At 70.7% G+C, this 17,844-nt stretch carries 16 protein-coding genes and 1 riboswitch; of the genes, 13 read left to right on the top strand and 3 right to left on the bottom strand.

Annotated features, from left to right (window positions below; all coding sequences use genetic code 11):
• Nucleotides 1–85: 85 nt before the first annotated feature.
• Complete coding sequence (locus ABZ194_RS05740; protein WP_355592729.1) at nucleotides 86–1,735, top strand: DUF885 domain-containing protein; 1,650 nt, start codon at nucleotides 86–88, stop codon at nucleotides 1,733–1,735.
• Here ABZ194_RS05740 and ABZ194_RS05735 read toward each other — a convergent pair.
• Both ABZ194_RS05735 and ABZ194_RS05730 read right to left on the bottom strand, forming a co-directional pair.
• The gene (locus ABZ194_RS05735) at nucleotides 1,726–4,143 is read right to left on the bottom strand and encodes a helicase-associated domain-containing protein (protein ID WP_355592727.1); all 2,418 of its coding nucleotides are present in this window, start codon (nucleotides 4,141–4,143) and stop codon (nucleotides 1,726–1,728) included. The genes ABZ194_RS05740 and ABZ194_RS05735 overlap by 10 nt on opposite strands.
• 110 nt (nucleotides 4,144–4,253) lie before the next feature.
• Nucleotides 4,254–4,772, bottom strand: a complete 519-nt coding sequence (locus ABZ194_RS05730; RefSeq protein WP_355592725.1) for an ATP-binding protein — start codon at nucleotides 4,770–4,772, stop codon at nucleotides 4,254–4,256.
• Between the two features lie 222 nt (nucleotides 4,773–4,994).
• Here ABZ194_RS05730 and ABZ194_RS05725 point away from each other — a divergent pair, with 222 nt between their 5' ends.
• The 3 genes from ABZ194_RS05725 to ABZ194_RS05715 all read left to right on the top strand — a co-directional run bounded on the left by ABZ194_RS05725 (nucleotide 4,995) and on the right by ABZ194_RS05715 (nucleotide 6,434).
• Nucleotides 4,995–5,816: a helix-turn-helix transcriptional regulator gene (locus ABZ194_RS05725; RefSeq protein WP_355593143.1), complete on the top strand. Its 822-nt coding sequence runs from the start codon at nucleotides 4,995–4,997 to the stop codon at nucleotides 5,814–5,816.
• Complete coding sequence (locus ABZ194_RS05720) at nucleotides 5,817–6,053, top strand: DUF397 domain-containing protein (protein ID WP_271218725.1); 237 nt, start codon at nucleotides 5,817–5,819, stop codon at nucleotides 6,051–6,053. It begins immediately after the preceding gene.
• A 123-nt stretch (nucleotides 6,054–6,176) separates the two neighbouring features.
• The gene (locus ABZ194_RS05715) at nucleotides 6,177–6,434 is read left to right on the top strand and encodes a hypothetical protein (protein ID WP_355592722.1); all 258 of its coding nucleotides are present in this window, start codon (nucleotides 6,177–6,179) and stop codon (nucleotides 6,432–6,434) included.
• A 75-nt stretch (nucleotides 6,435–6,509) separates the two neighbouring features.
• On the opposite strand, the gene ABZ194_RS05710 is transcribed toward ABZ194_RS05715, so the two are convergent.
• Nucleotides 6,510–7,109, bottom strand: coding sequence for a histidine phosphatase family protein (locus ABZ194_RS05710; protein WP_355592720.1), 600 nt, complete (start codon nucleotides 7,107–7,109; stop codon nucleotides 6,510–6,512).
• A 144-nt stretch (nucleotides 7,110–7,253) separates the two neighbouring features.
• On the opposite strand from ABZ194_RS05710, the gene ABZ194_RS05705 reads away from it, so the two are divergent.
• The 9 genes from ABZ194_RS05705 (at nucleotide 7,254) to ABZ194_RS05665 (ending at nucleotide 17,839) form a co-directional block, all read left to right on the top strand.
• Nucleotides 7,254–8,108 (top strand): Gfo/Idh/MocA family oxidoreductase, encoded by an 855-nt coding sequence (locus tag ABZ194_RS05705; protein WP_355592718.1) that lies wholly within the window; start codon nucleotides 7,254–7,256, stop codon nucleotides 8,106–8,108.
• A 163-nt stretch (nucleotides 8,109–8,271) separates the two neighbouring features.
• Nucleotides 8,272–8,399, top strand: a riboswitch (cobalamin riboswitch).
• 68 nt (nucleotides 8,400–8,467) lie between these two features.
• Complete coding sequence (locus ABZ194_RS05700) at nucleotides 8,468–9,409, top strand: ABC transporter substrate-binding protein (protein WP_355592716.1); 942 nt, start codon at nucleotides 8,468–8,470, stop codon at nucleotides 9,407–9,409.
• A gap of 186 nt (nucleotides 9,410–9,595) precedes the next feature.
• Nucleotides 9,596–10,561 carry an iron ABC transporter permease gene (locus ABZ194_RS05695; RefSeq protein WP_355593141.1) on the top strand — a complete coding sequence of 322 codons (966 nt, stop codon included), beginning with the start codon at nucleotides 9,596–9,598 and terminating at the stop codon, nucleotides 10,559–10,561.
• Between the two features lie 79 nt (nucleotides 10,562–10,640).
• A complete protein-coding gene (locus tag ABZ194_RS05690; RefSeq protein ID WP_355592714.1) occupies nucleotides 10,641–11,414 on the top strand; it encodes an ABC transporter ATP-binding protein in 774 nt (257 codons plus the stop codon).
• On the top strand, nucleotides 11,411–12,265 hold the full coding sequence (locus ABZ194_RS05685; RefSeq protein ID WP_355592712.1) for an adenosylcobinamide amidohydrolase: 855 nt from the start codon (nucleotides 11,411–11,413) through the stop codon (nucleotides 12,263–12,265). The genes ABZ194_RS05690 and ABZ194_RS05685 overlap by 4 nt, the downstream gene beginning before the upstream one ends.
• Nucleotides 12,266–12,327: 62 nt before the next feature.
• A complete protein-coding gene (locus ABZ194_RS05680; RefSeq protein ID WP_355593139.1) occupies nucleotides 12,328–12,912 on the top strand; it encodes a Uma2 family endonuclease in 585 nt (194 codons plus the stop codon).
• A 478-nt stretch (nucleotides 12,913–13,390) separates the two neighbouring features.
• Nucleotides 13,391–14,992, top strand: a complete 1,602-nt coding sequence (locus ABZ194_RS05675) for a hypothetical protein (protein WP_355592710.1) — start codon at nucleotides 13,391–13,393, stop codon at nucleotides 14,990–14,992.
• 5 nt (nucleotides 14,993–14,997) lie between these two features.
• Nucleotides 14,998–16,554, top strand: coding sequence for a serine/threonine-protein kinase (locus ABZ194_RS05670; protein ID WP_355592708.1), 1,557 nt, complete (start codon nucleotides 14,998–15,000; stop codon nucleotides 16,552–16,554).
• A gap of 79 nt (nucleotides 16,555–16,633) precedes the next feature.
• Nucleotides 16,634–17,839 carry a sensor histidine kinase gene (locus ABZ194_RS05665; RefSeq protein WP_355592706.1) on the top strand — a complete coding sequence of 402 codons (1,206 nt, stop codon included), beginning with the start codon at nucleotides 16,634–16,636 and terminating at the stop codon, nucleotides 17,837–17,839.
• Nucleotides 17,840–17,844 lie beyond the last annotated feature (5 nt).

Genomic DNA, 17,844 nt, shown 5'->3' with positions numbered 1-17,844 from the left:
GGCCTCCGAGGGCGTCGCCCACTGATGGTTTCGCTCGGTTTGACGCTCAATAATCGTTATGACATGCCAAGTAAGATCTCCCGTTATGACCTCTTCTGAACTCGTGAATGACTTCCTCGGCTGGTACCTGGACGCCAATCCGGTTCAGGCCGCCCTGGCCGGGGCGGAGGGCCGTGACCGGACCCTCGGCGACTTCACCGAGGCGGGCATCCTGGCCAGGGAGCGGGAGTCGCGGGACTGGCTGGAGCGGTTCCAGGCGGCCGGGGCCCCTCAGGGGCCCGGAGTCCCCGGAGTCCCCGGAGCCCCCGGGGACTTCGCGGACGAGATCGACCGCGAGCTCGTCATGTCCACGCTGCGCGGCGCCCTCGCCTACGAGACCTGGCCCACCTGGCGGCGTGACCCCTCCGTCTACCTGGGGACGATCTTCGCCTCGATGTTCGGCCCCTTCCTGCACCGGCTCTCCTCCGAGGCCGACCTGGTCGCCTCGGCCGTCGCCCGGCTGGCCGAGGTGCCGGACGTGCTCGCGGCCTGCCGAAGGAACCTGGACCCGGCTCTGGCGGCGGCGCTGCTGGTCGAGCGGGGGCTGGGCCAGGCACGGACCGGACGGCGCTTCCTCACCGAGACGGTGCCCGGTCAGGTCGCCGACGAGCGGCTGCGCGCCCGGCTGATCGAGGCGGCGGAGCCCGCGGCGGCGGCCTTCGACGAGCTGGTCGACTTCCTGGAGGGCTTCCGGGCCACGGGTACGTGGCGGATGGGGGAGGAGCTCTACTCCAGGCTGCTGCGGGAGCGGGAGATGCTCGGCTACGGCGCCGACGAGTTGCTCGGGCTCGGCCGGGCGGCCTACGACGAGCTGGACGCGCAGATGCGCGAGGTCGCCCGGCGGCTGCCCGGCGGTTCCGACGACTGGCACGCGGCCGTCACCGCGCTCCAGGACGACCACGCGCCGACCCTGGAGGACATGCGGGCCGAGTACGAGGCCGAGACCGGGCGGGCCAGGGAGTTCGTACGCGAACGCGGCCTGGTGACGTTCGCCGACGGTGAGGAGTGCCGTGTGGTGCCGTCGCCGGAGTTTCAGCGGCCCATCCTCTCGGTGGCCTCCTACATGCAGCCCCCGCCCCTGTCCGCCTCCCGGATCGGGCACTTCTTCGTGCCGTTCACCCCCGGCTCCTTCACCGAGGAGCAGGTACGGCAGCGGCTGCGCACCAACGCCAGGGCGCAGATGCCCTCCATCGCCGTCCACGAGGCCTACCCCGGTCACCACTGGCACCTGTCCTGGATGGCGGGCAGTCCGCGCCGGGTCCGCAAGCTGCTGCGCACGCCGTACTTCTCCGAGGGGTGGGCCCTGTACGTGGAGAAGGTCATGCGGGAGCAGGGCTACTTCGCCACGCCCGCCCAGGAGCTCGCCCACCTGGACTTCCGCCTCTTCCGGGCGGCCCGCATCGTGGTGGACACCTCGCTGCACTGCGGTGACATGAGCGTCGAGGAGGCGGAGGAGTTCATGACCACCTCCTCGTCGCTCACCCCCGGCACCTCCAGGGGAGAGGTCAACCGCTACTGCGCCTGGCCGACCCAGGCCCCCTCCTACCTGACGGGCGCTCTGGAGATCGACCGCATCCGTGACGACTATCTGGCCGCGGGCCGGGGTGACCTGCGCGCCTTCCACGACACCCTCGCGGGCTCCGGCGGACTGCCTCTGGGGCTGGCCCGCCGGGTGGCACTGGAGGGTCAGGCGTAGGCGCCCCGGACCTCCACGATGTCGGCCAGCGGGAACTCCAGGTAGTCTCCGGCCTCCTCACACCAGGCGTCGAGCGCACCGCCGCGCAGCTCGCCGTGGCTGATGGTGGCGGTCAGGCCGTCGGTCAGCGTGATCGCCGCCCGCACCCCCCGGTCCACCACGAAACCGAGCAGCGACTGCTGGGCCGTCGGCAACCGCGAGGCCATGCGGCCGATGATCGCCCACGTCCTGCCGTTTTGCCGGGAGACGTCGTTCTCGGCGGTGAGCAGCCGGCCGGCGTGTTCACGCGGGTCCGGAGGCGGCTCGAACAGCGGATACGGAGGCTGCTCCAGCTCGGCCACCTGCCCGCCGGGCAGCAGGATCAGCCGCCCGCCTCGCGGCTCATCGACCCGGGCCCGGCGGACGGTGATCTCCCCGGTGTCCTCGACCGGGACCGGGGCGTAGCCGTTCTCCCGCAGCACGGCCAGGGTCTTGTCGGCGGGCAGCGCGCTGGCGAGCACGGTCGGCGCGAGCAGCCGCAGGCCCAGCCTGGTCAGCCGCCGATGTCCGGCGATCTCGGCCAGCAGCACCGGGTCGGAGGCCTGCACGATGCAGGCGACCGTGGTCACGGTGACCTCGCCGTGCCGCCTGGCGACGTCGCGCACCAGATAGTCCAGCGGCTGCGGAACCGTGCCCACCTCGGCGAGGTCGGCGAGCAGGTCGTCGGCGGTGTAGCCGGTGTCCATCGCGCGGCGCACGCTCGCCGGGGTGAACCGCCACACCGAGGCGGCGCCCCGCGACTCGCGTTCGGCGGTCCGGTCGAGCAGCTCGGCCAGTTCGCCGGCGGGCGGTCCGGTCACCACGGCGGTGAGGTCGGCGCCGAACAGCGCGCTCCGCCGCACACTGGCCAGCGCCCGGGTCGAACACTCCACCAGCTGCGGGTCGTTCTCCACGAGCGGCGCGCAGTCGTCGTTCTCGTCCCCGGCGACGTCCAGGGCGGCCAGCGCGCGCCCCAGGTCGGTGATCGTGTCGTAGGAGACCAGCCCGAGCATCCTGGCCTCCTCCAGCACGGCCGGGGCGCACTCGGCCAGCAGCGCCCGATCCAGCAGCGGAGCGTGCCAATGCGCGGACTCGACCAGCCCGGTCCGGTCGGCGCACGCCGTACTGGCGGGGAGACGGGCCAGCACGCCGAGCACCGCCCGGCGGGCCCGGCCGACCGAGGTCCCGGCCGGATCGTCGCCGAGCACGGTGCCGTACTTGCCGCCGGCCCGGCGGAGCGACGAACGCTCCATCCGCCACCAGGCGGACAGCAGCACCCGGAGCCTGGCCGCCGCGTCGTCCAGCCGCCAGCGGTCGAACTTCTCGGTGGGCACCAGTCCCGCGGCCGAGTCGTCCCAGGCCAGCAATCTGGCCACCGCGCAGATCTCCAGCAGCAGCCGGGTCTCGTCCTCGTCGCAGCCGGTCTCCCTGGCCAGCCGCCGCACCTCCCGCACACCGACTCCGCCCGCCTTCAGCAGCGGCAGCGGGGTCTTCGCGGTGTTCTCCAGCATCGCGGCGCAGCGCTCCACCATGTGCGGGGCCGCCAGCGTCATCAGGTGGTCCACAGACTCGGGATCCACCGGGACGGTCGCCAGATCGGGCGGGCAGGGGGTGAACGGCGGGTGGTAGTCGGGGCCGCGCAGCGCGAGCGCCACCTCCCGGGGCATCTCGGCGGTGTTCCAGCTCGGCCGGAAGAGCACCCCGTGGTCGCCGGCCCACTTCTCCGCCGAGCCCGGAGCCACGAACCGGCCGCCGTCGATGTCGCGGATCGGGCCGTCCCAGGCGAACTCCTCCAGCAGTCTCCTGGTCCCCTCCGGAGCCCGCTCGATGAGGGCGCTCAGCCGCCCGGGGTCGGAGAGCGTCTCGGCGACCCTGTCGACCGTCTGGCGTTTGGGGCCCTGCGGCAGGCCGAGGGCTCTGGCGAGGGCGCGCAGGGCGTCGGCGCTGACCGTCCAGGAGTTCAGATAGTGGGTGAGCGGTTCGCCGAGCCCGCACGGGGTCGTCCACCACCGGGCGACCCCGTCGGCGATCCAGATCCGCCCGTCGGCGTCGGGCCAGGCCAGGGCGTGGTCGAAGAGCCTGCCGACCCAGGGGGCCACCTCGGCCTCCGGCACGCCCATGAACCGGGCCAGCGACTCCACCTCGACCCGGTTGCCCAGGGCCAGCGCCGCCTGGGCGACCTCCAGGGTGGGCAGCGGAAGGCCGCGCATCACCGCCATGACCGCGAACCCGTTGCCCAGCCGTTGCGCCAGGGTGTCGAGGCGACGCGGCCACGGCGGGGCTATGGCGTCCGGCCGGTTGGCCAGAACCCGGGTGAGCCGTTCTTCGTCGAGGGTTTTCAACCAGCCGAGCAGATGATCGTCCATCTCGCAGCTCTCTGCAGGAATCACGCGCGGGACTCTCCGTGAGCCATAGGCATCCACGGTAATGCAGAGGGCATCCCCGACGGGATGCACCGCGCAGAATGCAACCGGTTCCAATGTGGTTCGCGGGCCGGGCCCTAACGGAGGACGGCCCAGACGATCTTTCCGTAGGGGGCCAGCGGAGCCCAGCCCCAGCGGGCGCTCAGCGACTCGACGATGTGCAGTCCGAGGCCGCCGATGTCCAGGGGTGAGGGATCGCGCAGCGTGGGGAAGCCCGATCCCGGGTCGTTGAGCGCGCAGGTGACGACGGCCCCGCGGCGTAACAGGGAGAGCCTGATCGGCTCCTTGGAGCGTGCCTCGGCAAGCCGGAGGCCGTGTTTGAAGGCGTTGGTGGCCAGTTCCGAGACGATCAACTCCATGTTCTCGCTCAGCTCGGCGAGTTTCCAGCCGGTGAGCGTCCCCGTCGCGAAGCTGCGGGCCGAGTGGACGCACTCGGGCTGTGGGGGGAGCACGAAGGTGGCACTGGCCATGGCCGGCGATCCGGACACGAGGTCGCGGGCCGTGTCGGGCCACCAGCCGATGGGGGGCCACCAGTCGAGCGCCGTCCAGGGGGTTCGAGAGGGCGCGGTTTGGGCGGACTGCACAGAGATCATCATGCTGCAAACTCCCGTGCAGGTGCAAGAGCGAATGCACGTGCATAAGGTGTGTGCAACCGCTACGGTTACCCATGAATTCGGCAATCAGGATGGAAAGGGGATCTTGGCCGCGGCTTGGGAAACTTGGGCCGCGAAGTGACAGACTGTCGATCAGGAAAGCGAGCGAGGAGCAACCACGTGTCCATGGACCCGCCCGGTACCGGTTCCACCGTTCGGCGCATCATGCTCGGCGCAAGCCTGCGTCGCCTGCGTGAGGAGAAGGGGCTCCCCCGTGAGGTGGCCGGATTCCACATCCGGGCCTCGGAGTCCAAGATCAGCCGAATGGAACTGGGTCGTGTCGGTTTCAAGACGCGAGACGTGGAGGATCTGCTCACCCTGTACGGCGTGCTCGACGACGCAGAACGGCGCGGCCTGCTGGAAATGGTCCGCGAGGCGAACACCCCTGGTTGGTGGCACAAGTACGGCGATTTTCTGCCGACCTGGTTCACCACCTATGTGGGTCTGGAGGAGGCGGCGAACGTTATCCGCACCTACGAGGTGCAGTTCGTTCCCGGCCTGCTGCAGACCGCCGCCTACGCGCGCACCGTGATCCGGTTGGGCTACCCGGACGTGCCGGAGGCGGATATCGAGCGCCGTGTGCACATGCGCATGCAGCGGCAGGAACGCCTGACGAAGAAGAACGGCCCGCGACTGTGGGCGGTCATCGACGAGGCGGCCCTGAAGCGTCCCATCGGAGGAGAGGGCATCATGCGTGAACAGCTCCAGCATCTGCTGGAGGTGGCCACGCTGCCCAACATCACCATCCAGGTGATGCCCTTCCGGTTCGGCATGCACGCGGCCGAGGGTGGTGCGTTCAGCATCTTACGGTTTCCCGAGTCCGACCTGTCGGACGTCGTCTATGTCGAGCAGCTCTGGGGTGCCCTCTACCTGGACAAACGTGAGGACATTGATCCATACCTCACAGCCATGGAGCAGCTGTGCGTGGAAAGCACCACGCCTGGGGGCACCGCCGAGATACTCGGCGACCTTCTCAGAGAGATCTAAATGAAGCACACCTACAACGGCATGCCCGCCACGGACCTGGCCGGGGCGAGCTGGCGGAAGAGTCGTCACAGCAACTCGACGGGCAACTGCGTCGAGCTGGCCGAACTGCCGGACGGCAGTATCGCGGTGCGGAACTCTCGTTTTCCCGGGGGTCCGGCACTGATCTACACCCGCGACGAGATCCGTGCGCTGGTGCTCGGGGTGAAAGACGGGGAGTTCGACAGCCTTACGGTGTAACACCGTTTTTACCTCGGGCGCGCTTGGTTAACCTCGGCGCGCCCGTTACGTAATCCGGGGAGCGGTCCGGTGGATGAGAGTTTGAGCCAGCAGCGATTGGGGGCTCAGACCATGCTCGACCGAATGACCTTGTATCCCGTGGCCGACGATGTGCTGTTCGCACCGGGCGGTCGCGTCGTTATCCGCACCTATGGCGTCGCCTCGCAGGCCACGGGCGACGGTGCGGACACTCCGGTTTCCTATCGCACCTGGGTCACCGGAGTACGCGACCAGCCTCGCTACTGGCGATGGCGCCACTTCGAGGAGGCCCGCCGAGGTCACCGTGACGTCCTGGAATGGCTGACCGGCCGGGGGCCGCAACCCGGTGTGACGGCGGCCTGACCGGCCCGGCCGCGCTGTCGGCCCGACCGGCCGGTCAGGTCGCGGTGGCAGCCGCCTCTTTGCCCCGGCGCGGTCTCAGACGGGAGCGTTCCAGCTCAGCACGACCGGTTCGGCGTGTTCGAAGCCGAGCCGCGAGTGGGTGCCGGTGTCCAGGCGGAAGAGGCGGCCGTCCCGGGCGGGCAGGCCGAGCCAGCGGGCACAGAGCACCCGCAGGAGGTGCCCGTGGGCGACCACGACCACGTCGCCGCCGACGGAGCTCGCCCGCCCTATCACCCGGTCGGCGCGTGCGCCGACCTCCGCCGCGCTCTCACCGGGGTGTCCGGCGTCGCCCGGCACGACCCCGTCACGCCACAGATACCAGCCGGGGCGCGCCTCGCGGATCGCCGAGGTGGTGACGCCCTCGTAGCCGCCGTAGTCCCACTCCCACAGGTCGGGGTCGATCTCATAGCCCGTGTGGCCGGCGAGCTCGGTAAGCCCGGCGAGTTCCGCCGTGCGGCGGGCCCGCAGCGCGGGACTGACCAGGACCAGGCCGAAGGGCCGGTCCTTGACCAGCGCCGCGAGCGCCCGCGCCTGCTCCTCGCCCCTGGCGGTCAGAGGCAGGTCGGTGCGCCCGGTGTGACGCCCGTTCCGGCTCCACTCGGTCTCGCCGTGCCGCAGCAGAATCATCTCGTCCATACGCCGCCCATCATGCCCGTACGGTCGGCGTCGGCCGGCCGGCGCCCCGCGGCCTTCCCTCCGGCCGGGGTGGGCAAACCCGGAAGCGGAGACATGTCGATCGATGTTCATCGGCGCGTCAAGAGATCGTGAGAAGCTGAGGCGGTGACGATATCTGTGGGCTTGGTGGGCGCGGGGCCGTGGGCGGAGATGGTGCACGCGCCGATCCTGGCAGCCGGGCCCGACACGCGCCTGGTGGGTGTGTGGGCGCGGCGCCCCGAGGTCGCCGCCAGATTCGGGGTCCCCGTCTTCGAGCGGATCGAGGAGCTGTTCGACAACTGCGAGGCGGTCGCGTTCTCGGTGCCGCCCGCCGTACAGGCCGAGCTCGGCGTGCTGGCGGCCAAGGCGGGCAAGGCGCTGCTGCTGGAGAAGCCACTCGCGGCAGACCTGGACGGAGCCAGGCGGCTGGCCGAGGCGATCGGCGAGGCCGGGGTGCCCTCCCAGATGGTTCTCACCTGGCGCTACTCGGAGGCCACCCGGGCGTTCCTGGCCAGGGTGTCGGCCGTCGAGCCGTTCGGCGGGCACGCGGCCAACATCTCCGGCTCCATGCTCGGCGGTGACTTCGCCACCCCCTGGCGGCTGGAGCGCGGCGCGATCCTCGACGTCGGCCCGCACATGATCGACATGCTGGACGCCGCGCTCGGCCGGGTCGCCTCGGTCCGCGCCCACGGCAACCCGAGGGGCTGGGTCGGCCTGCTGCTGGAGCACGAGACCGGCGCGGTCAGCGAGGCGTCGCTGTGCATGAGCGTGCCGGGTGAGACACCCCCCTCCCACGTGGAGGTCTACGGCCGGCTCGGCCGGGAGTCGATCAACAGTGACCGGCTCGGTCCCGACGTCTTCACCGTGATGCTCGCCGAGTTCGCCGAGACCGTGGAGCGCGGTGGCGGTCACCCCCTCGACGCCGCGCACGGCCTGCGCCTGCAGGAGATCATCGCCACCGCGGAGCGGCAACTCGGTTAGGGCCGCGGAGGGGAACGCGCACCGGCCCGTGCGGGGAACGCCCACCGGCCCGTGCTCCGCTCATCGGCGCCGGCCACATCTTCGCGCTGGGTTGGTCAATCGCCCCCGAGTGGAGGCGGGGCCGGGAGAAATCCGGAGGCAAACCCTTGACGTCCGGCTGTTCTGGGGGATTGATAACGTTTGTCTGACGCGCAGCGTGTAGCGAAGTCCGGTGTGAGTCCGGCGCTGTCCCGCAACTGTCATGATCCTTTGGATCGAGCCAGGTCGCCTGCCGCCGCGCCGACGTCGTCAACCCTCGTGGAAAAGGGTGATCCGTCCCTTTCGCGGGTCCCCTGCTCCGGTGACTGAAAGGACCTCGCGTGAGGCCCGTACGTACCGTCTTCGCCGGCGCGCTCCTCGGCCTGCTGGCCCTGGCCGGGTGCGGTCAGAACTCCACCGCGTCCGTGAGCTCGGCCACCCCCGCCGCCACCGTCGCGCCGGGTTTCCCCGTCACGGTCCAGGCGGGCAACGGCCCGGTCGTGATCCCGAGCAGGCCCGAACGGATCGTCTCCCTGTCCCCCTCCGCCACCGAGAGCCTCTTCGCCGTGGGCGCGGGCCCCCAGGTCGTCGCGGTGGACGACCAGTCCAACCATCCGGCTGAGGCCCCCAGGAGCGACCTGTCCGGCTTCCAGCCGAACGTGGAGGCGATCATCGCCAGGAAGCCCGACTTGATCGTGCTCTCCAACGACACCGACGGTGTCGTCGCCAAGCTGGGCAAGCTCAACGTCCCGGTGCTACTGGAGCCCGCGGCCGGCAGGCTCGACGAGGCCTACGACCAGATCGCCGACCTCGGGGCGGCCACCGGCAACAAGGCCAGGTCCACCGAGCTCGTCGCCGGGATGAGGAAGCAGATCGAGGAACTCGCCGCCGCCGCGCCCAAGGGCAAGAACCTCACCTACTATCATGAGCTGGACAAAACCCCGTATTCGGCTACGTCTACCACTTTCATCGGCCAGATCTACGGGCTGTTCGGCCTGACCAACATCGCCGACAAGGCTCCCGAGGCGGCCGGCGGCTATCCCAAGCTCTCCGCCGAGTTCGTCGCCAAGGCCGACCCCGACCTCGTCTTCCTGGCCGACACCAAGTGCTGCGGCCAGTCCAGGGAGACCCTCGCCAAGCGCCCCGGCTGGTCCAGGCTTTCCGCGATCAAGAACGACCGGGTCGTCGCCCTTGACGACGACGTCGCCTCCCGCTGGGGCCCGCGCGTCGTGGACCTCGCCAAGCAGGTCGGCGACGCCGTCCAGAAGGCCACGAACAGCTAAGTGACCGACCTCCCCCGCGCCCCCGCCCCCTCCGCCGCCGCGGGCGGCACCTCACCCGAGACGTCCCCGTCGAACATCTCGGGCGACGGCTGGGGGCCGGGCGCCTCCCCCGGCGTCACGGTCCGGAGGGCGCCACGCCTCCGCCTGCCGGCGGCACTGGCGGCGTGCGGCGTCCTGCTGGCGAGCATGCTCGCAGCCCTGCTGATCGGCGCGGCGGACCTGGCGCCGCGGAAGGTCGCGCTGCAACTGCTCGACTGGCTGCCGTTCGTCTCGGTGGACTCGGGGCTGTTCCCGATCGAGCAGGGACTGCTCTGGGAGCTCCGGCTGCCCCGGGTCCTGCTCGCCGTGATCGTCGGAGGGCTGCTCGCCGCCGCCGGCGCGGCCTACCAGGGGGTGTTCCGCAACCCGCTGGCAGACCCCTACCTGCTGGGAGCCGCCGCCGGGGCCGGTCTCACGACCACGGCGGTGATCGTGCTCATGAAGGGCGACGACAACGCCCTGCTCATCCCGGTCGCCGCGTTCGCCGGGGCCATCGGCGGTGTGCTGCTCGCCTACGCGCTGGGCAACGTGGCCGGCCGGGGCGGCGGGACCGCCACGCTGGTCCTCGCGGGTGTGGCCGTGTCGTCCTTCCTCACCGCGATCCAGACCTTCCTGCAGCAGCTCAGAGTGGAGGAACTCCGGCGCGTCTACGCGTGGATCCTCGGCGACGTCGGCGGTGACTGGAGCCACATCAGGCTGGTCATCCCCTACGCCCTGGTCTCGGTGGTGACCATGTTGCTGCACGGCAGACTGCTCGACGTCCTCTCGGTCGGCGACGACGAGGCGGCCAGCCTCGGCCTCAACGTCGTCCGGGTCAGGCTCGTCGTGCTGCTGGCCGCCTCCCTGGCCACCGCCTCGGCCGTCGCGGTCAGCGGACTGATCGGCTTCGTCGGCATCGTGGTCCCGCACGTGGTCCGCCGTCTGGCCGGAGGGTCGTACCGGACCGTGCTTCCGCTCTCACTGCTCGGCGGTGCCGCCTTCCTGGTCCTGGCCGACCTGATCGCCCGGACCGTGCTCGCCCCCGCCGAACTGCCCATCGGCGTGGTCACCGCCTTCGTCGGCGCGCCGTTCTTCGTGGCCGTGCTGCGCATGACCAGGGGGGTGGAGACGTGAGCGGACGGTGCCGTCCGGTCCGGCGAGCCCGGCCACCCGACCTGCGGAACGCGGCCGGCCACGGGATAGGGGCGATCGCATGAGTCACGTCCGGGTGAAGGGACTCTCCGTCGTCCTGGAGACGCGGGCCGTACTGTCCGGGGTTGAGTTCGAGGTGCGCGGCGGTGACTGGCTCGCCGTCATCGGCGCCAACGGCGCGGGCAAGTCCACGCTGCTCAAGGCGGTGGCCGGGGTGCTGCCGTACTCGGGCGAGGTGCTCGTCGACGGCCTGCCCGCCCGCCGGCTCAGATCCAGGGACCGGGCCCGGCTGATCGCCTACGCCCCGCAGGCACCGGCGCTCCCGGTCGACATGACCGTCTTCGACTACGCCCTGCTGGGCCGCACGCCGTACATCGCCTACCTGGGCCGGGAGAGCCGGGGGGACCGGGAGGTGACCGGGTCGGTGCTGGAGCGGCTCGACCTGTCCTCGTTCGCCTCTCGCGCGCTCGGCCGCCTGTCGGGTGGCGAGCGCCAGCGGGTCGTGCTCGCCAGGGCGCTGACGCAGCAGGCCCCGGTGCTCCTGCTCGACGAGCCCACCACGGCCCTGGACCTCGGACACCAGCAGCAGGTCCTGGAACTCGTCGACCGGCTCCGGCTGGCCGACGGGCTGACCGTGGTCACGACCCTGCACGATCTGAGTCTCGCCGGGCAGTACGCCGACTCGATGATGCTCATCGCGCGCGGTAGGGTGGCGGCCTCCGGCGCCCCGGCCGAGGTGCTGACCGAAGAACTGATCGGCCGGCATTTCGACGCCCGCGTCCGGGTCGCCGTCGGCGTGGGCGGCCGGCCCGAGGTCCACCTGGAGCGCCCTTGACCCCCGACCGTCACGACGAGGGTGCGGCCGAGCCCCACCCGGTACGGGCGGTGAACCCGAGCCCCCATCCCGGACACCCGGGTTCACCGGGGAACCCGACCTCCCATCCCGGGAACCCGAGCCCCCACGTGGAGGACGCGGTCCCCTACCGGGCCCCTCAGCGGGAGGGCGTGGTCGGGAGCGGACCGGCGTGGACGCTCGGGCTGAGCCGTCGCCAGGAGGACGGGGCCCGGCTGGCCTCGCTGCTGTGGGAGTTCGGCCCCGGCTGGCGGGCCGTCTCCTCGGCGATGGTCGGCGGCGGCATCGGCCCCCTGCGATGGGTGCTCAACGCCCAGGTGATCGGCGGCTACTCGCGGATGGACCCGGTGAACCATTTGCTGGAGATGGCCCCGCGGGGACCCGGCGTCGGCATGCTGACCGCGGCCTCGGTGGACCGGTTCACCCGGGCGGAGGACGGGGGAGTGGAGGCGGTGGCCACCGTCGGCCTGCGCGTTCCCACCTGGGCCGCGGCCCCGGACGGCGTCCCCGATCCCGAGCTCGCGCCGATGTATCTCCCGGGGACGATCAACATCATCGTCGCCGTCCCGGTCGCGATGAGCGACGCCGCCCTGGTCAACGCCGTCATGACGGTCACCGAGGCCAAGACCCAGGCGCTGGCCGAGGAGGGTTTTCCCGGTACGGGCACCGCCTCGGACGCGGTCTGCGTGGCCGTACGCGACGCCGGCCCGCAGGAGCTGTTCGGCGGTCCCCGCTCGCTCTGGGGCGCCCGGGTGGCCCGAGCGGTCCACGACGCCGTACGGCAGGGCGCCCGGGACTGGTTCGATCGTGACAGGCTGGCTACTTTGGGTTAGGAAATTGCGGGAAGTAGCATGTGCGCAGAGGCGAGATTCCCGATACTGAGTGGGTGACCGCGATGGCAACGACGGAGCCGACGGCCAGGCGGACTGTTCTTCCAGGAGAGCCGCCGTTCACCGTCAACGACCTGCTCAAGTTTCCCGACGACGGAAACCGCTACGAGCTCTTCAACGGGAGCCTGCTGGTGAGCCCCTCACCCACGCCTATGCATCAGTATGCAAGCCTGCGCCTTGTGCGGATCCTCGAAGACGCCGCACCACCGGAGTTTCAGCCGCTGCAGGAGGTCAACCTCGGGGTGGGTCCCCGTGACTTCTTCATCCCCGATCTCGTCGTGGTGCGGACGGAGACCGTCCCCGCGACGGAGCTGATGTTCGCGCCGGACGACATCCTGCTGGCGGTCGAGGTGGTCAGCCCGAGCACCCGGTCGAGGGACCGGCACATGAAGAAGGCCGCCTACGCGGCCGCGGGCATCCCTCTGTACTGGCGGGTCGAGCTGTCCGAGGGGCCCTCGCTGTACGTCCACGAGCTCGCGGGGGACGAGTACAAGCCGGCCGAGAAGCACGAGGCGGGCAGGACGGCCGGCCTGTTCGCGCCGTTCGAGGTCGGCTTCGACCCCGCCGTGCTTCTGCGTCCGCGAGCCTGATCGGGCGTCCTCCCGCGCGGTGCCTCCGCGTCCGCGCGCCTGATGGGATCTCCTCCCCGCCCGAGCGGGCCTTCCCACTCTCCGGCCCTTTTCCCCGCGCTCATGCCGTTGCCTCCGCCGACGCCCGCACCATGGACCCGCGGCGGCCTTTTCCCCGCGCTCATGCCGTCGCTCCCAGGCATCTCCCTCCGGCTCCCCCCGGCTCCCGCGGTGCTCACGCGCCCTCGCCTCTCTCCCTCCACGTGGCTCCGTGGTCGGCGAGTGCGAGCCGATTAAAGATCACATGCCGAGGCTTGTCCGATATGGCGTTCTTTGTTCCGTAATGCGGGTGCTGTGGCTGCTGTGCCGGTGGGCTCACCCACCATGCTTGCTTGCGAAACGCGGGTTATTTCCTTATCAAGCGCTTGTCTATGCACCGTTCTATTGACTTCTGCACTACGGTTGCCAGGCTTGTCCTTATCCCCCACTGGGAGTGGCTATGCGGCGGTTCGGTGTTGCTCTGGCGTCCCTCGGTGGCCTCGTTGTGGTGGCCGCCGCGGCGATCCCTGCCCTGGCTCACGAACACCCCAGCGGGATCACCGACCTGGTGACCCCGGCGGTGGTCAGGATCGAGGCCAAGGCCCGCGTCGACATCACTCTGTTGGATCACATCGGCGAACTCGTCCACGTGGAACGTAGCTACCAGGTGCCGATCGGCACCGGCACCGGCACCGTGATCAACCCCGACGGGGGCATCGTCACCCTCACCGGCGTGGTCAAGACCGACCGGGACATGGCGGTGTACGCCGCAAACAAGATCTTCGCCGAGCACCACAAGGTCAAGATCCCCGAGGACTTCGAGCAGCACACGATCAAGGACGACCGGCTCAACCACCACCTGCAGGAGTGCTACCCGCCCAAGCAGCCCACGGCGACCTGCATCGTCGACGTCACCACCGAGATCCACGTCTTCCCCAACATCTCCCCGCCGGACAAGGAGGGGTTCAAGGCCGAGATCGTCCGCGCCGGCGACAGATCCGACAGCCCCGCCGTGCTGACGCCCGTCGGGCGCGCCGACGGCGGCGCCGGGCTTCCCACGGCGCCGCTCGCCGCCTCGGTGCCCGACAAGGACGGTTCACCGGTGGCGGTCGCCGGGTTCGTCGCGCGGCCCGCGGCGAACCTGCCGGAGACCGTGGACATCGCCCATCTGCGTGCCGGAGGGGCCGGCGAGGGCGGCCGGCGGTTCAAGGACCCGCAGGACAAGGTCAACGAGCCGGAGAAGCTGGGGGCGCTGATCGACAGGGGCCTGCTCGGCGGGCCGGTGATCGAGGACAAGAAGGGCGAGGTCGTCGGGCTGCTGATCGGCGGGGGCAAGGACGGCCGGATGATCGGGGTGCGGGAGATCACCAAGGCGCTGGCCGAGGCCAAGGTCGCGCCCGGGCGAGGCCCCATCGACGCGGCCTTCGAGCAGGCGCTGACCCGCTTCCACACCAAGTACTACGGCGACGCCGTCCCCGCCTTCCAGCGTGTCCTGGACCTCTACCCCGGACACACCGTGGCCGCGGCGCACCTGAAGACGGCCCAGGACAAGCGCGGTACCGCCGAGGACGAGGGGGCCAGGAGGGCGGACGCCGCCGCGGGGGGCGGATCCACGCCTCCCCTGTGGCCGTTCATCGTCGGCGGTACCCTGCTGGTGCTGGTCGTGGCGGCCGTCGCGTTCCTGCTCTGGAGGCGCGACAGGCCTGAGGAGGCCACAGGGGGGGATCCCGAGCCGGGGCGTCCCACCGAGCCGAGTCGTTCCGCCGGGACCGGTTCGCTTTCCCTGAGCCCGTCGTCTCCGCCTCGGCGGCCGTTTCCCGAGGAGGTGGCCGATTCCACGGTGGTGGTCAGCCGATCCTTCCCCGCGCTGCCCAAGGTGACGTCCACCTCGCCCGGTCTGCCGGTGCTGGTCGCACGGGACCCCGGGGCCGAGCCGGGCGCGCGGGACACGGGAACCCGGCCGATGGACACCGCCGCCCAGAAGTACTGCACCGCGTGCGGGATGCGGCTGGGGCCCGCCCACCGCTTCTGCGGCTACTGCGGTCACCCGTCTGAGACGTGACGACCGTGAACGACAGATCCCTGATCGGCCAGGAGGTGGCCGGGTACCACATCGAGGACCTCATCGGCAAAGGCGGCATGGCCGTGGTCTACCTGGCGGTGGACCCCCGGCTCAACCGCCGGGTGGCGCTGAAGATCCTCAATCCACTGCTCGGCGAGGACGACCGGTTCCGCCAGCGCTTCGTCCTGGAGTCGCGGACGGTCGCGAGCATGGACCACCCCAACATCATCCCGATCTACGAGGCCGACTCCGCCGAGGATGGCACGCTCTACATCGCGATGCGCTACGTCGACGGCCCCGACCTGCGCCGCCTCTTCTTCGACCGGGGGCCGATGCCGATCAGCCAGGTCAACCGGATCTTCGCCCAGGTGGCCGCCGGGCTGGACACCGCCCACGCGCACGATCTCATCCACCGGGACGTCAAGCCCGCCAACATCCTGGTCGCCGGCCACACCGAGGGCGACCACGCCTACCTCACCGACTTCGGCATCACCAAGCACCGCACCTCGATCTCCGGGCTGACCCAGACCGACCAGTTCATCGGGACCCCCCGCTACATGTCCCCCGAGCAGATCAACAAGGAGCACATCGACGGCCGCTGTGACCAGTACGGCCTGGCCTGTGTGGTCTACGAGGCGCTGGCCGGTCGGCTGCCGTTCCAGCGTGACAACGAGATCGCGCTGCTCTGGGCGCACCTGGCCGAGGCCCCCACTCCGCTCACCACGCTCCGGCCCGAGTTGCCCCTGGAGGTGGACGGCGTCATGGCGCGGGCACTGGCCAAGTCGCCCGAGCAGCGCTACGACACCTGCACGGAGTTCGTCGCCGAACTCCGTGACGCGATCAGCGGCCAGTCCTACCAGCTCACCTCAGGCCCCTCGACGGCGGAAAATCGGACGAGGGGCCGGGCCGGGCAGGGGGCGGGGAGGAAAGGCGGGGAGAGATCCGGCCGGGGCGGCCGGAACATCGTCATCGGCGCGGGGGTGGCGATCGCGACGGTCGTCGCGCTGGTGGCGGTGCTCGCCACGGTCCTGCGGGGCGGCGGGGCGTGGACGCCCCACCCGGGTTCGGCCGCCGTGCCGATCGCGTTCGAGCACCCCGGCGGCTGGACCCTGCGCCCGCACGCCGACGTGTTCGTGATGGCCTCGCCGAGAGGGGAGGAGTTCGAGGCGCTGTTCGGCACGCCGGTCACCGCCGACTGGGCGGCCGTGAACGAGATCATCAAGGACTCTCCGGGGGAGGCCGCCGGGATCTACGCGCAGACCCTGGACACGCTCGCTCCCAACGGCGGGGTCCAGCAGCTTCAGGAGACCCTGCAGTCCTCGCTGCCCGGCACGGTCAACGTGTTCTCCGAGGCGGTGCAGGTGCGGGTGGGCGGGGCCTCTGCGGTACGGCTGGAGGGGTCGATCGCCGATCCGCAGCGTGGCGGCAAGCTCGACTTCACCGGATGGGCGGTGGAGCGGCCGGACGAACCGGCTCTCATGATCTACTTCTGCGCGCCCGGTACCTGTGACAGCGCGCTCGCCAACCGGTTCGTCCGGAGTGTGACCTTCCCGAGGTTCTGACTTGCGGACCACTTGTAAGCGGCTTGTCTGAAGGTTTTGTCCTATATGCAAGGAGGACGCGAAGGCTTAGTCTCCCCGCATGGCGGTTCCCTTCCCCCCTGCCCGACACCTCCGCACGGCACTGTTCGTCCGGCATCTCCGTACGGTGCCGACAGCCGACCTCCTGATCGGTCTCGCGGTCATCGCCCTCGGCACGCTGGAGGCGTTCACCGTCGCCGTCGAGTACGGCGCGACCGAGACACCCGAACTGTGGTGGATCGGCCAGGCACTTGTCACCGGCGTGCTGATCTGGTTCCGGCGCGGGGCTCCGGTCGCGGTCTTCATCCTGATGATCCTCGCCCAGTACCTCTGGCACCGGCAGGGCTACGAGCACTGCCAGACCTGGCAGCTGGCCTCCCTGCTGATCGTCTTTCACACGGTCGGCGCCGAACTGACCGTCAGACGGAGCCTCGCCTGGGCCCTGACCGGTGTCCTGGTCTTCGACTCGGGCGCCGTCGACCACCGCTGGCTCCCCTTCGAAGAGGTCATCTTCCTGACGGTCGTCTTCGGCGCCGCCTACCTCACCGGCCTGGCCGTGCACGCCTACGCCACCAGGGCCCGCCACCTGGCCGACCACGCCGCCCGGTTGGAACGCGACAGGGAGCGCCAGGCCGCCGAGGCCGTCGCCCAGGAGCGGATCCGCATCGCCCGCGAACTGCACGACGTGGTCGCCCACAGCGTCAGCATGATGGTCATGCAGGCCGGGGTGCTCCGCCGTACCGGCCACGGGAACGACGAGATGCTTCTCGGCATCGAACGGATGGGACGTGAGGCGGTCGACGAGCTGCGCGTCATGCTCGGCGCGCTGCGCATGCCGCTCGACGAGGCCATCCCGCAACCCGGCCTGGACCTGCTGCCCGGCACGGTGAGCACACTCGTCTCCTCCGGCCTGCGGATCACGCTCGCCGTCGGGGGGGAGCCGGTACGGCTCGCGCCGGGCCTGGACCTGTCGGCCTACCGCATCGCGCAGGAGGCCCTCACCAACGCGGTCAAGCACGCGAGCGACTCCGAGATCCAGATCATCGTCTCCTACCGCGGGAACTCGGTGGAACTGGAGATCCTGGACGGCGGCGGTGGCGCCCCGTCCGAGCTGTCGACGGGCAACGGTCTCGTCGGCATGCGTGAACGCGCCGCGCTCTTCGGCGGCACGTTCGAGGCGGGCCCCCGTCCCGAGGGCGGTTTCCGGGTCCGCGCCTCCCTGCCGATCTCCCACCAGGAGGTGCTCGCCGATGAGCGGATCAGCTAGGCCGA

It is taken from the genome of Streptosporangium sp. NPDC006007 (assembly GCF_040614315.1).
GTDB lineage: Bacteria > Actinomycetota > Actinomycetes > Streptosporangiales > Streptosporangiaceae > Streptosporangium.
This window is presented reverse-complemented; position numbering and strand designations above follow the sequence as displayed.

Excerpts from the sequence above, each read along its gene's own strand:
- ABZ194_RS05680 (WP_355593139.1), top strand. The coding sequence starts at position 12,328 with ATGGCAACGACGGAGCCGACGGCCAGGCGGACTGTTCTTCCAGGAGAG.
- ABZ194_RS05715 (WP_355592722.1), top strand. The coding sequence starts at position 6,177 with ATGACCTTGTATCCCGTGGCCGACGATGTGCTGTTCGCACCGGGCGGT.
- ABZ194_RS05690 (WP_355592714.1), top strand. The coding sequence starts at position 10,641 with ATGAGTCACGTCCGGGTGAAGGGACTCTCCGTCGTCCTGGAGACGCGG.
- ABZ194_RS05720 (WP_271218725.1), top strand. The coding sequence starts at position 5,817 with ATGAAGCACACCTACAACGGCATGCCCGCCACGGACCTGGCCGGGGCG.
- ABZ194_RS05730 (WP_355592725.1), bottom strand. The coding sequence starts at position 4,772 with ATGATGATCTCTGTGCAGTCCGCCCAAACCGCGCCCTCTCGAACCCCC.
- ABZ194_RS05665 (WP_355592706.1), top strand. The coding sequence starts at position 16,634 with ATGGCGGTTCCCTTCCCCCCTGCCCGACACCTCCGCACGGCACTGTTC.
- ABZ194_RS05725 (WP_355593143.1), top strand. The coding sequence starts at position 4,995 with ATGCTCGGCGCAAGCCTGCGTCGCCTGCGTGAGGAGAAGGGGCTCCCC.
- ABZ194_RS05675 (WP_355592710.1), top strand. The coding sequence starts at position 13,391 with ATGCGGCGGTTCGGTGTTGCTCTGGCGTCCCTCGGTGGCCTCGTTGTG.
- ABZ194_RS05740 (WP_355592729.1), top strand. The coding sequence starts at position 86 with ATGACCTCTTCTGAACTCGTGAATGACTTCCTCGGCTGGTACCTGGAC.
- ABZ194_RS05695 (WP_355593141.1), top strand. The coding sequence starts at position 9,596 with ATGCTCGCAGCCCTGCTGATCGGCGCGGCGGACCTGGCGCCGCGGAAG.
- ABZ194_RS05710 (WP_355592720.1), bottom strand. The coding sequence starts at position 7,109 with ATGGACGAGATGATTCTGCTGCGGCACGGCGAGACCGAGTGGAGCCGG.